Annotated in this window: 11 protein-coding genes; 5 read left to right on the top strand and 6 right to left on the bottom strand. The window is 68.0% G+C overall.

The window, feature by feature from the left end; all coding sequences use genetic code 11:
- Positions 1-493 (bottom strand): CoA ester lyase (locus tag A9W96_RS26100; RefSeq protein ID WP_231999910.1); only part of this gene is annotated, 493 nt, incomplete at its 3' end.
- 184 nt (positions 494-677) lie between these two features.
- On the opposite strand from A9W96_RS26100, the gene A9W96_RS26105 reads away from it, so the two are divergent.
- Entirely contained in the window at positions 678-1601 is a 924-nt protein-coding gene (locus tag A9W96_RS26105) for a class I SAM-dependent methyltransferase (RefSeq protein ID WP_067144181.1), read from the top strand.
- Between the two features lie 32 nt (positions 1602-1633).
- On the opposite strand, the gene zwf is transcribed toward A9W96_RS26105, so the two are convergent.
- Positions 1634-3133, bottom strand: coding sequence for a glucose-6-phosphate dehydrogenase (gene zwf / locus A9W96_RS26110; protein ID WP_066863071.1), 1500 nt, complete (start codon positions 3131-3133; stop codon positions 1634-1636).
- A gap of 137 nt (positions 3134-3270) precedes the next feature.
- Between zwf and A9W96_RS32365 the strand changes: the two genes are divergently transcribed.
- On the top strand, positions 3271-3453 hold the full coding sequence (locus tag A9W96_RS32365; RefSeq protein WP_197497982.1) for a hypothetical protein: 183 nt from the start codon (positions 3271-3273) through the stop codon (positions 3451-3453).
- A 30-nt stretch (positions 3454-3483) separates the two neighbouring features.
- On the opposite strand, the gene A9W96_RS26115 is transcribed toward A9W96_RS32365, so the two are convergent.
- From A9W96_RS26115 to hrpA, 3 genes are all read right to left on the bottom strand, one after another.
- The gene (locus tag A9W96_RS26115; protein ID WP_067144185.1) at positions 3484-4461 is read right to left on the bottom strand and encodes a hypothetical protein; all 978 of its coding nucleotides are present in this window, start codon (positions 4459-4461) and stop codon (positions 3484-3486) included.
- Positions 4462-4556: 95 nt separating this feature from the next.
- Positions 4557-6032 carry an FAD-dependent monooxygenase gene (locus A9W96_RS26120; RefSeq protein WP_067144187.1) on the bottom strand — a complete coding sequence of 492 codons (1476 nt, stop codon included), beginning with the start codon at positions 6030-6032 and terminating at the stop codon, positions 4557-4559.
- Between the two features lie 154 nt (positions 6033-6186).
- Entirely contained in the window at positions 6187-10146 is a 3960-nt protein-coding gene (gene hrpA, locus A9W96_RS26125) for an ATP-dependent RNA helicase HrpA (protein ID WP_067144183.1), read from the bottom strand.
- A 193-nt stretch (positions 10147-10339) separates the two neighbouring features.
- Between hrpA and A9W96_RS26130 the strand changes: the two genes are divergently transcribed.
- The 3 genes from A9W96_RS26130 to A9W96_RS26140 all read left to right on the top strand — a co-directional run bounded on the left by A9W96_RS26130 (position 10340) and on the right by A9W96_RS26140 (position 13253).
- Entirely contained in the window at positions 10340-11323 is a 984-nt protein-coding gene (locus tag A9W96_RS26130; RefSeq protein ID WP_067144189.1) for a GGDEF domain-containing protein, read from the top strand.
- Between the two features lie 74 nt (positions 11324-11397).
- Positions 11398-12420, top strand: a complete 1023-nt coding sequence (locus A9W96_RS26135; protein WP_066876771.1) for a YihY/virulence factor BrkB family protein — start codon at positions 11398-11400, stop codon at positions 12418-12420.
- A gap of 59 nt (positions 12421-12479) precedes the next feature.
- On the top strand, positions 12480-13253 hold the full coding sequence (locus A9W96_RS26140) for an enoyl-CoA hydratase/isomerase family protein (protein WP_066863089.1): 774 nt from the start codon (positions 12480-12482) through the stop codon (positions 13251-13253).
- A gap of 3 nt (positions 13254-13256) precedes the next feature.
- Here the strand turns inward: A9W96_RS26140 and A9W96_RS26145 are convergent.
- The coding region (locus A9W96_RS26145; RefSeq protein WP_369830876.1) for a spore photoproduct lyase family protein at positions 13257-13752 on the bottom strand (496 nt) is incomplete at its 5' end.

Raw genomic sequence — 13752 nt, forward strand, 5'->3', positions numbered from 1 at the left:
CGTGCAGGCCGTGCAGCTCGTTGACCAGGTCGTTGGTACCCACCACCAAACCGGCCAGGCGATCGCTGGCCGACGCGACCTCCTCGGCCCGCAGAAAGGCCCGGGGCGTTTCGATCATCACCCACAGCTGCAACGACTTCGGCGCTCCCAATGCGTCCAGCGCGTCGGCCAGCGCTCGAACCTGTTGACCCGTCTCGACTTTCGGCACCAGCACGCCGTCGGCGGCGGAACCGGCCACCGCCGCCAGGTCGTCGTCGTGCCAGTCGGTGTCCAAGCCGTTGATGCGCACCACGACCTCGCGGGGCCGGTAGCTCTCTGACGAGATCGCGTCACACACCGTCGTCCTCGAATCGGCTTTCGCGTCGGGACCCACGGCATCCTCGAGGTCGAAGATCAGCACGTCCGCCGGCAGCGTCTTACCCTTCTCCAGCGCGCGCGGCTTGTTGCCGGGGAGGTACAGGGCGGATCGGCGCGGGCGCAGGGTCGGTGCCATGAAAGCGATTCACTTCCTGTCGTCGTTGGAGCGGGAGAGTCACGAGCGTGCGCGACGGGTGTGGGGTGCGCGCGGCCTAGGCAGAAAGTACCCTTCGGTACCGGTGGAGCCGTGCGCCGGTGGTCAGCGTTCCGGCAGGCGAAATGGCCGACGCCGCGAGTGGATCGGCGGAAGGGGAAAACGAATGTCATCATTAGGCTCGGCGCGCAGCGAGGGCGACAGCTGGGACCTGGCGTCCAGCGTGGGGGCGACCGCCACGATGGTGGCGGCCTCCCGAGCGCTGGCGTCCCGTGAGCCGGACCCGTTGCTGGACGACCGATTCGCCGAGCCGTTGGTGCGGGCGGTCGGGCACCCCTTCTTCACCCGCATGCTGGACAACGAAATCCCGCTCGAGACCGACGACATGCCGATGACCCTGCAGCAGCGGCGCGAGCAGATGACCGTGCGGACCCGGTATTTCGACGACTTCTTCGGCGCCGCCACCGCGGCGGGCATACGGCAGGCCGTCATCTTGGCCGCCGGGCTCGACGCGCGGGCCTATCGGTTGGCGTGGCCCTCGGGCACCGTGGTTTTCGAGGTCGACCAGCCCGAGGTGATCGCCTTCAAGACGAACACGCTCGCCCGGATCGGTGCCGAACCGACCGCCGAGCGCCGCACCGTCGCAATCGACCTGCGCGACGACTGGCCAACGGCGCTGCGGGACAGCGGCTTTGACGCCGACTCGCCCACCGCCTGGATCGCCGAGGGTCTACTGCCCTACCTACCGCCCGACGCCCAGGACCGGCTGCTGGACAACATCACCGCGCTCAGCGCGCCGGGCAGCCGGCTGGCCACGGAAAACATCACCGACATGAGCGTGTTCACCGACGAACGCGCTCGGGCGATGCGCAACACCTGGCGTCAGCACGGGCTCGACATCGACGTCGCCGAGCTCGTCTGGCTTGGCGAGCGCCGCCCGGCCGGCGAGCACCTGGCCGATACCGGGTGGAACGTCACCCGCCACCCGACCGAACAGGTCTATGCCGAGTACGGATTCGTGCTGCCGGACAACGAAATCCTCAGGGAGTTCCGTCACTCGATCAGTTACCTCAGTGCCGAATTGGGCTGAGTCCCAGCGGTTTGGGTGGTAATCCACCTCCGCTAGGACTTGGCTTCGCGCCACCCCCGCTCGAACGGCAGCCGCCATGCGTTGGGCGCGATGAGTTGGTGAATCGCGTTGGGCCCCCAGGTGCCTGGCTGATACAGCTTGGCGGGCGGCGGGTCGCTGAGCAGATCTTCGGAACGCTCCCATAATGATTCGATGCCCTCCGCGGTATTGAACAGCGTGTGGTCGCCCCGCATCGCATCGAGGATCAGCCGTTCGTAGGCCTCGAGCACGTCCACGACGGTGTCGATCTCCTGGGAGGAAAACTGCATGGACAGCTTGTCCAGCTTCATGCCCGGGCCGGGCCGCTTGCCATAGAACGACAACGAAACCTTCGAGTTGTCGGCAAGGTCGAACGTGAGGTGATCGGGGCCCTGCGTGCCCACCCCTGATCCGGGCGGAAACATGGTCCGCGGCGCCTCTTTGAACGCGATCGAGATGATGCGGATGCCCTCGGCCATCTTCTTGCCGGTGCGCAGGTAGATGGGCACCCCCGCCCACCGCCAATTGTCGATGCCGACCTTGAGGGCGATGAAGGTTTCGGTGTCGGAATCCTTCGCCACGCCGTCCTCGTCGCGATATCCGTTGTACTGACCCCGAACCACGTTGGCCGGCTTGACCGGCAGCATCGACCGGAACACCTTGTTCTTTTCCTCGCTGATGGCAAACGGCTCGAGCGCCGTCGGCGGCTCCATCACCACGAACGCCATCACCTGGAACAGGTGGGTCACCACCATGTCCTTGTAGGCCCCGGTCTCTTCGTAGAAGTTCGCCCGCTGCTCCAAGCCCTTGTCCTCGGGGATGTCGATTTGAATGTGATCGATGAAGTTGCGGTTCCAGATCGGCTCGAAGAGGCCGTTGGCGAACCGAAACGCCAAGATGTTCTGCGCGGCTTCCTTGCCCAAGAAGTGGTCGATGCGGAAAATCTGTGATTCCTCGAAGGTTTCGTGCACGAAGTCGTTCAGCGCCACGGCGCTGGCCAGATCGGTGCCGAACGGTTTTTCCATCACCACCCGCGACCGTTCGACCAGCTTGGCGTCGCGCAGCATGGTGATCACGGCGCGCGCCGCCTTGGGTGGAACCGACAGATAATGCAGGCGCCGAACGTTAGCCCCCAGATTCTCCTCGGCCTGGGCCACCGCCTCGGCCAGTGCCTCGGGTCCGGCGCCCTGCGGGACGTAGCTGATGATGCCGGCGAAATTGGCCCACTGCTCGTCCGTCAGCTTGTGCGAGCCGAAGGAATCGATCGCCTCCTTGGCGATCTCGCGGAATTCCTCCTGACTCAGGTCCTCCAACGACGTGGCGACGATTTGAATATTGGGCGCTAATTCCGACTGGTCCAGGTAGGCCAGGCCGGGGATCAGCTTCCGTTTCGCCAGATCGCCCGTCGCACCGAAAAGGACGATGACATGCGGGTCGAGCGCATCGGCGTGGTGGCGACGCGGGCGGGCGTCGGCAGCTGGGTAAGCGATGGTCTGAGGTTTCTCGGTAGCCACTCTTGCGATACTTCCACCGTCGCGGCGCTGTGTCTCGTCCGTCTCACGGCCGCCCGATTCTGGTTAGCAATCGCCCGATCGGGTATGGAATAACGGCGGGTTCCCGGCGCCGGGGCCCGTCTCCCCACCCACGCCAGTTGGAAAGCGATATGACCAAACCCGACAAAGACCCGCTGAGCCGCGCGCAGGAGCTGGAAAACATCGTCGACCAGCTCGAGGAGAAGGTTACCGAGGAAAGCGAAGCCGAAGGCGTTCCCGGCAACCGCAGCGACCGGGAGCAAGCGGCCGTCCGAGGTGCCACCAACGAGCCGCCGGACTGATCGGCCGCCGGCCCGGCTCGCCGAGCACGCTCATTCGCTCGGGAGGTCGATGGCGTGCGCCTTCAGCGTCGTCAGCAGCTCGGGCGCGGGCCATTCGTTGGCCCGGTAGCGGACCGGACTGATTCCGGCAACGGGCAGGATGCCCACCACGTCGACGACCGTCGCGAATGGCACGGTGAACTTGTCGGACACGTTCGACGGATCGCCGACCAGAAAAGTCACGTAATCGGTCTGCGGCAGCTCCCACGGGATGCCCTGACCCCACGCCGCGGTGCTGCGCCGGCCCCAGGCCGTTTCGATCATCTGTGCGTCGCCGACGTATTGCGGGAACAATTCGCGCTCATAGTGCTCCCGCAAGAATTCGGTCTGGTGGCGGTATTCCTTTGTGGCCAAAAGTGTTCGGGCCCGCAGCGCCAGCTCGCGCAGCGGGTGCGGGCCGGCCTGATCAAACGGCGCGATGATGGTGCCCTCGATGGTGTAGCCCTGCGGCGAGATCGGCTGCTCGGCATCGAGGTACATCTGCTCGGCGACCTCGAAGAGGTCGCCGGCGTCGTCGGGCGCGTCGGTGCCCAGCAGCAAAACACCGTCGCCCGGGAAAAACACCAGCGGACGGGGGCCGCCGGCCACCGCCAGCGAACCCAGCCACCCGGTGGCCAGGATCATCGAATCGATATAGGTGCCGCCATCGGCGTCCTTTAACAGGAACTTCTCACCCGGCGCGAAGGTCTGCTGCTGCGCCGAAAGGTTCTCCCGGGCGACCGCGAAGGCCTGATCGCCGGTGATGCCCCAGGCACCCGTTTCCGCCGGGGTCACCATGGCCCGCACGGTCGGCAGGTCGACCACGACCATCTCGTTGATGAAGGGAAACACCGGGCGCACCCACGGCTGGGCACCGGCATTGACCAAGTGATTGACGTAGCTCTGCGGGCGCAGCACCGGCCTGAGCAAGGGTTGGGCCTCGGCCCAATCCTGCGGCGCCGTCGGCGGTTGCTCGGTTGCCATGTCCACGGTGAGTGCTTCCTGCTCTTGAACAGCGAACACGCACGTTACACCCTGCGCGGGCCGACACAAGTCACCCTTTTTCGGCGCGGACGCGGCCGCCCTCAGGTCGCGACGGGCGGCCCGAACCAGGTGCCGAGGGCGCGGTGCAGCGCCGCGTCGACGCGGGTGCCGACCCAGGCGACGTGCCCGTCGGGTCGGATCAGCACCGCCGGCGGTGCGCTGACCGTCCCTAGTACCGGAAGTTCGCATAGCCCAACATGTTTGGCGGCAACCAGGCGCACCCGGTCCGCCCAGGACATGATGTCGATGCCGCCGGCGTCGCCGAAATTGACCAGCACCGGACGGGCGTCTCGCAGCAGGTCGAACACGCGCGACGAACCGTCGGCGGTGAGCAGATCCAGGTCGGGCATGCGGCGCCCCACCAGCGGGTGCCCCTCCCCCAGGTCGTAGCGGATGTCCAGGCCCGACATCATCGCCGCGAAACGCGCGCGGGGTTCGTCCATGTCGAGCAGCTCGGTCACGGTGTCACGCAGCGCGTGGATGCGGTCGTCGGGGCGAAGGAGCGCCATCTGCGCCAACGCGTTGCGCAGCACACGCTGGGCGACCGGATGCCGTTCGGCGTGATAGGTGTCCAACAGACGGTCGGGTGATGTCTTGGTGACCACCTGGCCCAGCTTCCAGCCCAGGTTCACCGCATCCTGCACGCCGGTGTTCAGGCCCTGCCCGCCCACCGGGTGATGGATATGCGCGGCGTCGCCGGCGAGCAGAACCCGCCCGCGCCGATAGTTCGCGGCCTGTCGCGCCGCGTCGGTGAACCGGGAAATCCAAGCGGGACTATGGATCCCGTAGTCGGTTCCGTATACGGCGACGAGCGCCTCACTCAGCTCGCGCAGCGTGGGTTCGGACGGCGGCCCGAGGCGCCGCTCGGTGACCATGATCCGAACCGGTCCCCCCTCCTCGGCAACCGAGAGAGCATGGACACCGAGCGCGTCGTGGCGGATGCCCCACTGCGGGGATTGCTCGGCCGCGGAGTCCATTTCGGCTTCGGCGAGCAAATAGCTCGTGGTCGCCTCCCAGCCCGGAAACTCGATGCCGGCCGCCTTGCGGACGACGCTGCGTCCGCCGTCGCACCCCACGACATACTGCGCCCGCAGCATCCGGTGATCGGACAGTCCGACGTCGGCGCCGTCGTCGTCCTGCGCGAGGGTCGCCACCTCTTCGCCCCGATAGATCGGCACGCCCAGCTCGTCGACCCAGTCCGCCAAGATACGTTCGATCTCGTTCTGCCACAGCGCGAGTCCGTAGGGATGCCGGGTGGGAAAGTCACTGATGTCCAACCGGATCTGGGAGAAGCCGGCGACCTGAGCCACCCGGCCCCGGGACAGAAACCGATCGGCGATGCCACGCTGATCGAGAACCTCGATGGTGCGGGCATGCAGCCCGCCCGCCCGCGTCCCGACCAGGTCCTGGCTGGTGCGCCGCTCGATTATGGCGGCGTCGATTCCCGCCAAACCCAGTTCGCCCGCCAGCATCAGCCCCGTCGGGCCGCCCCCGACAATGAGCACCGCGTGCGCCATGTCGCCGTTCGAGTTCTCCGCTGACCGCCAAACGCCCACTTCGCTACCCCGATTCGATTGAATTCTGGTTGAGGACAGCGATTTTGCATCGGCACCCGGGTCTTGCGGCAAGCCCCCGGATGCGCTATAGGTTGAAAGTGGCGGGGAACATCGATCACCAGCGGTCGCGCAGGGCGTCGATCGCGCGGTAAATCCGCTGCTCGCTGACCGGGCGGGGCGTGCCGAGTTGCTGGGCCCACAGGCTCACCCGGAATTCCTCGATCTGCCGGGCGACATCCCGGACGTCGGCGGCCGCCTTGGCCGCCTGCGGCAGCTCGCGCACCAGCTCGGCGTAGGCATCCTGCACCGCGTGCACCCGCTGCATGCGCTCCCGATCGGCCTGGACCGCACGGGACAGGCCTTCGAGGCGGCGCCGGATCGCGAGCAGGTAGCGGGCGAGATCGGCGAGGTGGGCGGCCCCGGTAGCGGTGACGAAACCGGCCGGCAGCAGCCGATCCAGCTGCGCGCGGACGTCGGCAATCGCGTCGACCTGCGCGGCCGGCGGATTCGCGGGCACCTGGAGCTGCACCTCCTGGGCGGCAGTCAGCACCTTCTCGACCCGGCCCACGATGTCGACGGTGGTGGGCGACAAGGACTTTGCCGCCCGCTGCTGCAGCGCGGCGAACTCCGCGCGCGTCCACACCGGCGCCGACACGAGCGCGTCGGCCGCGGCGTCGGCGCAGTCGTCCAGCAGCGCGGACAGGTCACCGTCCGGATTGCTGCCGAGAACCAACCGGGTGCGTGGATCAAGTTGACGCACAATGGCTTTGGTCGGTGACGCGACGCTGAGGCGAATCAACCGCCGGATCCCGGGTCGCATCGCCTGCTCCTGCTCGAACGACGTGGCGAACACGCGCAGGTCCACGCCGCCGCCCGCGTCGACGAATGCGGGAAAGCCCCGCACGGTGCGCCCGCCGACCGTGCGTTCGGCGACCCGCGGCAGTTCGTCGAGGTCCTCGGGCCAGCCGCGCAACCCGGTCCGCTCCAGATCACCCGCGACCGCATGGGCGACGGCCTGCTGGGCCGGCGTCGTGAGCCGTTCCTGCAGCACCCGCAGATCCTTGCCGCGCGCCACCTCGGCGCCGTCACCGGACTCGACCGCGAACGTCACCCGCAGATGCGACGGCAGCTTGTCCAGATCGAAGGCGTCGACGGGCACCAATACCCCGGTGCGACGGCGTAACTCGCGTTGCAGCGCCGGCAGCAGCGGCTCACCGCCCGGGTCGATTGCCGCCAGGACCGCGCGCGCGGTGTCGGGGGCGGGAACGAAGTTGCGGCGCAAGTCTTTCGGCAGTGAGCGGATGAGCGCGGTCACCAGCTCCTCGCGCAGCGCCGGCACCTGCCAGGCGAACTCGTCGCCGCCCAGGCGGGCCAGCACGTCGATCGGCACGTGCACGGTGACGCCGTCGTCAGCGGCGCCCGGCTCGAAGCGGTAGGTCAATGACAGCGCGACATCGCCCGTCCGCCACGTCTTCGGCCGATCCGCGGCGGCCGTCTCGTTCGTGCGCAGCAGGTCGGTGCGGGCGAAGGTGAGCAGGTCCGGCGTCTGGTGGCGCTGCTTTTTCCACCAGGCGTCGAAGTGCCGCGCCGAGACGACATCGGCGGGGATGCGGGCGTCGTAGAGCGCATAGATCTCGTCGTCGCCGACCAGGAGGTCGCGCCGCCGGGCGCGCTCCTCCAGCTCCTCGAGCTCCGCGCGCAGCCGTGCGTTGTCGCGAAAGAAGTGGTGACGGGTCTGCCAGTCGCCTTCGACCAGCGCGTGGCGAACGAACAGCTCCCGCGCCAACATCGGCTCGATGCGTGCGTACCCGACCCGGCGGCGCGCGACGAGCGGCAGCCCGTACAGCGTCACCCGTTCGTAGGCCATCACCTCGCCGCGCTTGGCGTCCCAATGCGGTTCGCTGTAGGTGCGCTGCACCAGGTCACCGGCGGCCCGCTCCACGAGCTCGGGCTGGATGCGGGCGGCGGTGCGCCCGTACAGCCGGCTGGTCTCGACCAGCTCCGCCACGACGACCCAGCGCGGGGGCCGCTTGGTGAGCGCCGAGCCGGGCGCCAGCACGAAATGCGAGTTGCGCGCCCCCAGATACTCGCGGGTGTCTTCGCGGCGCATACCCACATGCGACAGCAGCCCGGCGAGCAGCGCCGCGTGCACCCGGGCCGGATCGGCCGGCTCGTCGGACGCGGCGTCCTCCACGATTCCCAGGTCGCGGGCGATGCTGCGCAGCTGCCCGACCAGGTCCTGCCACTCGCGGATGCGCAGGTAGTGCAGAAAGTCCGAACGGCACATCCGCCGAAACGCGTTGCCGGATAACGACTTCCGCTGCTCGCGCAGATAGCGCCACAGGTTGAGATAGGACATGAAGTCGGAGTGCTCGTCGGCGAAGCGGGCATGCTTTTGACGGGCCGCCTCCTCGCGGTCGCTGGGCCGCTCCCGCGGGTCGGGAATCGTCAACGCAGCGGCCAGCACCAGCATTTCGCGCACACATCCCTCGGTCTGTGCCTGTAGGATCATCCGGCCCAGCCGCGGGTCGACGGGCAACCGCGCGAGGCGGCGGCCGAGGTCGGTGATCGCGCCGTGCTGGTCGAACGCGCCCAGTTCGGCCAGCAGCTGCACACCGTCGCGCACGCTGCGCCGGTCTGGCGGATCGAGGAAGGGAAACTCGTCGATGTCGCCGAGCTGCAGCGCCGCCATCTGCAACAGCACGGCCGCCAGGTTGGTCCGCAGTATCTCGGGATCGGTGTAGCGCGGCCGGGTCGCGAAGTCCTGTTCGGAGTACAGCCGGATGCACACGCCGGGCGCCACCCGGCCGCACCGGCCGGCCCGCTGCGCGGCGGACGCCTGCGAGACGGGCTCGATCGGCAGCCGCTGCACCTTCAGGCGCCGGCTGTAACGGGAGATGCGGGCGTTGCCCGGGTCGATCACGTAGCGGATCCCGGGCACGGTCAACGACGTCTCGGCGACGTTGGTCGCCAGCACGACGCGGCGCCCGGTGTGGGGCGCGAACACCTTCTGCTGCTCGGCGGTGGGCAGCCGGGCGTACAACGGAAGCACCTCGGTGTGTTTGAGAGCGCCGCCCAAAGCCTCTGCGGTGTCTCGGATTTCGCGCTCACCCGACAGAAAGACGAGGATGTCCCCCGGCGGCTCGGCCTCGAGCTCGGCGATGGCGTCGACGATCGCCTCGACCTCGTCGCGGGTCTCGGTGCGCACGATCTCGTGGTCGGGGTCGTCGGGATCATCCTGCGTGTCGACCGGTACGGCAACCTCCAGCGGCCGGTAGCGGATCTGCACCGGATACGTGCGTCCCGACACTTCGATGATGGGCGCGGTGGTGCTGAGCCCGTGCTCGGCTCCGCCGCTGGGCCCATGTTCGGCTCCACCGAAGTGGGCGGCGAAGCGCTGCGGCTCGATGGTCGCCGAGGTGACGATCACCTTCAGGTCGGGCCGGCGCGGCAGCAACTCGCGCAGGTAACCGAGCAGGAAATCGATGTTGAGGCTGCGCTCGTGGGCCTCGTCGAGGATCAGGGTGTCGTAGCGCAGCAGGCGGCGGTCGCGCTGGATCTCGGCGAGCAGGATCCCGTCGGTCATCAGCTTGATCAGCGTGCGGTCGCTGACCTGGTCGGTGAACCGCACCGTGTAGCCGACGACGTCGCCGAGCGGGCTGCCCAGCTCGTCAGCGATGCGTTGTGCGACGGTGCGGGCGGCCAGCCGGCGCGGCTGGGTGTGCCCGATGGTTCCGCGGACACCGCGGCCGGCCTCGAGGCAGATCTTGGGCAGCTGGGTGGTCTTCCCCGACCCGGTCTCCCCCGCGATCACCACCACCTGATTCGCCCGGATCGCCTCGGCGATCTCCTGCCGCCGCTGGCTGACCGGCAGGTCGGGGTAGGCGATCGCGGGGACCGCGGCGTGGCGCGCGGCGACGACCGTCTGCGCGGCCGCGATCTGGTCGGCCAGCCGGCGCAGCTTCTCGGGCGGGGCCCCGCGCAAATTCTTCAGGCGCCGGCCGAAGCGGGCCGCGTCGCGCAGCGTCACACCGTCGAGCTGTGTGCGCAACTGCGCTACAGACGGTTCGGCCACTGCTGCCACGATAGGCGTCATCCGGCGGCGCCGGCCACGAGGTGTCGGCGACGCTGCAGAGGTCGACGTGGTGTCAGAATGGCGATGCAGCAATTCGCCGCACGTCGCCAGCACGGGGGTGACGAGGAGACTTAACGGAATGCGTCACAGTTTCGGTGGCCCGTACGGCGGTCGGGATACGCGCCGATATCGATTGCGCCTGCGCGCCGATGCGGGGACGGTCTTCTACCGCACACAACAGGCGCGGATGCTGCGAATCTTCTTGGGAGCCACCACATTCCTGTACGCCTACGGGGTGGTGTTCACCTTGTTCCCGATCCGTTCGGGGCTCACCCTGTCCAATCCGACAGGCGGAATCGTTGCGGTCGGGCTCGGTGTGGGTGCACTAGCCTTGCTGGCCGCCCGGCCCGACAAACCGGCGCCCGCGACGGTAGCGGCGGTCGTGGCCACACCCATCGTGATGGCGTTCCACCGCGCGATCGTTGCCGAGTTCGTCTGCCTGATCGGGCCGATGTTCCTGGCGATGTACCTGCGCGCGTTTTACTCGCCACGCCGCGGAGGGACCCTGGTGGCTGTGCTGACCGGGCTGTCGGTTGCGGCACTCGCGGTCGCGCCCACGCCGAAGTTGTGGATCGACTACGTCATTTTCGTGGTCGCGATCATCGGCGCGGCTGAATCATTCGGGTTGTTGACGCGCGCCCTCGTCGCAGCGGCGTGCACCGATCCCCTCACGGGCCTGCTCAACCGCGCAGGGTGGGAGATCGCCACCGCGGACCTGTTGGCGCGATCTCGTTCGGCCGCAACCACTGTCACCGTGATCGCGATGGACATCGACAACTTCAAAAGCCTCAACGACACCCAGGGCCACGTAGCCGGCGACCAGCATCTGATCAGCTGCGCGGCTTTTTGGCGACAAGTCGCGCCCGCCAATGCCGTTCTGGCCAGATTTGGCGGCGATGAGTTCGCGGTGTGCATCGCCGACCGTCGTCCAACGGGTGCCGAAGCGGCGAAGTTCATTGCTTGCGTCCACGAACACACGCCAGGCACCAGCGTCGGCACCGCAACCCGCAGCGGTGAGGGCGCGGACATCACCTCGCTGTACGCGGCTGCCGACGCGGAGCTGTACAACGTCAAGCGTGAGAGACGCGGCCCCGATCTGCGGCCGTCGCGAGGTTGACGGCGGCTGAATCCGGGTATCAGGTGGCGAGTGCATCGAATTTGGATGCCGGCTTGCGGGGGAAGTGATCGGCGATGGTCGGTTGGCTGGACAGGCTGCAGCGACGTAATCGAGTCGTCGGCGTGATCGTCGGTGTCGTCTACAAGTACAACGACGATCAGGGCGGTTACCTCGCCGCCCTGATCACCTATTACGGGCTGGTGTCGCTGTTTCCGCTGCTGCTGCTGTTGACCACCGGCCTCGGGGTGGTGCTGGCCGGCAGACCCGATCTGCAGGCGCAGGTGTTGCACAGCACCCTGAGCCAGTTCCCGGTACTCGGCGACCAGCTGCACCACCCCCAGGGGCTCAGCGGCGGAGCGGTGGGCGTGGCCGTCGGGTTGCTCGGCGCGCTCTACGGCGGCCTGGGCGTGGGACAGGCGCTGCAAAACGCGATGGACACGGTGTGGGCGGTGCCGAAGCACAAGCGCCCCAACCCGATTCGGTCCCGGCTGCGTAGCCTGCTGTTGCTGTTGGTGCTCGGCTCGGCCGCCATCGCGGCCACGGTGTTGGCCGCGGCGGGCCACGCCACCAGCGCGCTCGGCGTCTTCAGCAAGATCGGCCTCGCACTGGCCGCGGTGGCGATCAACGCGATGATCTGCCTGGTGGCCTTTCGCGTGACGACCGCACGCGCACTGACCTACCGGCAGGTGTTGCCCGGAGCGGTTGCCGCGGCGTTCATTTGGCAGATGCTGCAGTGGTTCGGCGCCGGCTACGTGGCGCACACCGTGAAAAGGGCCAGCGCCACCAATAGCGTGTTCGCACTGGTGTTGGGGGCGTTGGCGTTTCTGTTCCTGACCTCGGTGGCGCTGGTGATGTGCGCCGAGATCAACGTCGTCCTGGTGGAGCGGCTGTACCCGCGCGCCCTGCTCGGCGCATTCACCGACGACGCGGATCTGACGATGGCGGATCGGCGGACCTACACCAAGAAGGTCAAAGCCGAACGGGTCAAAGCCTTCGAGCGGGTGCATGTTCATTTCGACGACATCAAGCGGTTGCCCGCGAAAACCGTTGGGCGCCTTGGCGCGGTCCATGACTTTCGCCGCCCGCGCACGCCATGATGCGGGCTTGTTTCCCGGTGTGTGGCGAGGGCGTTGGCGTGGCGCAATAGTCTGCAGTGATGAGTCTGGTCACCTATGAGCTGCACGACCACGTTGCCACCATCACCCTGAACCGCCCGGAGGCCCGCAACGCCATCAACGGCGCGCTCCGCCAGGACCTCAACGCCGCCTGGGATCGCTTCCGCGACGACCTGGACGCCTGGGTCGGGATCCTGACGGCCAACGGCGGCGTCTTCTGCGCCGGCGGCGACCTCAAGGACGGGGAAGGCTCGGTCGGGACCTTCGGTGGCACCTTCTGGGAGAAGCCGACCATCAACTCCTTCGAATCCGGCATGGAACTGTTCAAGCCGACGATCGCCGCCGTGCACGGTCCCTGCATCGGCTACGGGGTGACCGGGGTGTTGTTCTGCGACTTCGTCATCGCCAGCACCGAGGCCACGTTCTGCTTTCCCGAGGTGTCGATCGGGGTGCCCACCATCGTCGGGGCCATCCGGCTCCCGCAACGGGTGGGCTGGGCCAACGCGATGGAGTTGCTGTTGACCGGAAAACCCATGAGCGCCGAGCGGGCCAAGGAGGTCGGTCTGGTGTGGAAGCTGGTCGAGCCCGACCAGCTGCAGGCCGAAGCCCAGGCGTGGGCCCGCACGCTCACCGAGGCCGCACCGCTGGCCCAGCGGGCGACCAAGGAAGTGGCGTGGCGGACCGCGGACATGGGCTGGATCGAATCGGTGCGCTTCGGCGAGACCATGCGCAAGGTGGCCGGTGCGACCGAAGACGTCGCCGAGGGATTGCGGGCCTGGGCCGAGAAGCGCAAACCGCAGTGGCGTGGGCGTTGACGCTCAGAAGGCGTACCGCACTCGGCACGCGGGCAGCGTGACCGCGAGCAGGTCGGTCAGGTCCTGCACCCAGCGTCCCTTCCACGGGCTCTTGTAGCGGACGTTCCACTGCCCGCTCTGACTGCGCTTGAGCTGCTGAAGGTCCGGCCGCCACAGCAGCTCCTCCCCCTTGGGATGCCAGCCGAGGTTGACGTCGTGCAGCTCCTGGTTGTGTGTCAGGAAGATGACCTCGGCCGCCAGCTGGCGCTTGGTGCGCTCGCTGGTGTTGTCGGCGACCTGTTGCAGCAGCTCGGCCCAGTCGTCGCGCCAGCCGTCGTAGACGATGACCGGGCTGAGATTCAGATGCACCTCGTAGCCCGCCTCGACGAAGTCGTCGATGGCCGCGATGCGGTCGGCGATCTTCGAGGTGCGGATGTCGACCAGGCGCGATGCCTGCGCCGGCATCAGGCTGAACCGCACGCGGGTGCCGCCCCTGGGGTCACGGTTCAGCAGGTCGCGG

Origin of the sequence: Mycobacterium sp. 1245852.3, assembly GCF_001669335.1 — a bacterium.
GTDB classification, from domain to species: domain Bacteria; phylum Actinomycetota; class Actinomycetes; order Mycobacteriales; family Mycobacteriaceae; genus Mycobacterium; species Mycobacterium europaeum_A.

What these genes read in the sequence shown, in the direction of transcription:
- A9W96_RS26135 (WP_066876771.1), top strand. Translation starts at nt 11,398, where the DNA reads ATGGTCGGTTGGCTGGACAGGCTGCAGCGACGTAATCGAGTCGTCGGC.
- A9W96_RS26140 (WP_066863089.1), top strand. Translation starts at nt 12,480, where the DNA reads ATGAGTCTGGTCACCTATGAGCTGCACGACCACGTTGCCACCATCACC.
- A9W96_RS26120 (WP_067144187.1), bottom strand. Translation starts at nt 6,032, where the DNA reads ATGGCGCACGCGGTGCTCATTGTCGGGGGCGGCCCGACGGGGCTGATG.
- A9W96_RS26105 (WP_067144181.1), top strand. Translation starts at nt 678, where the DNA reads ATGTCATCATTAGGCTCGGCGCGCAGCGAGGGCGACAGCTGGGACCTG.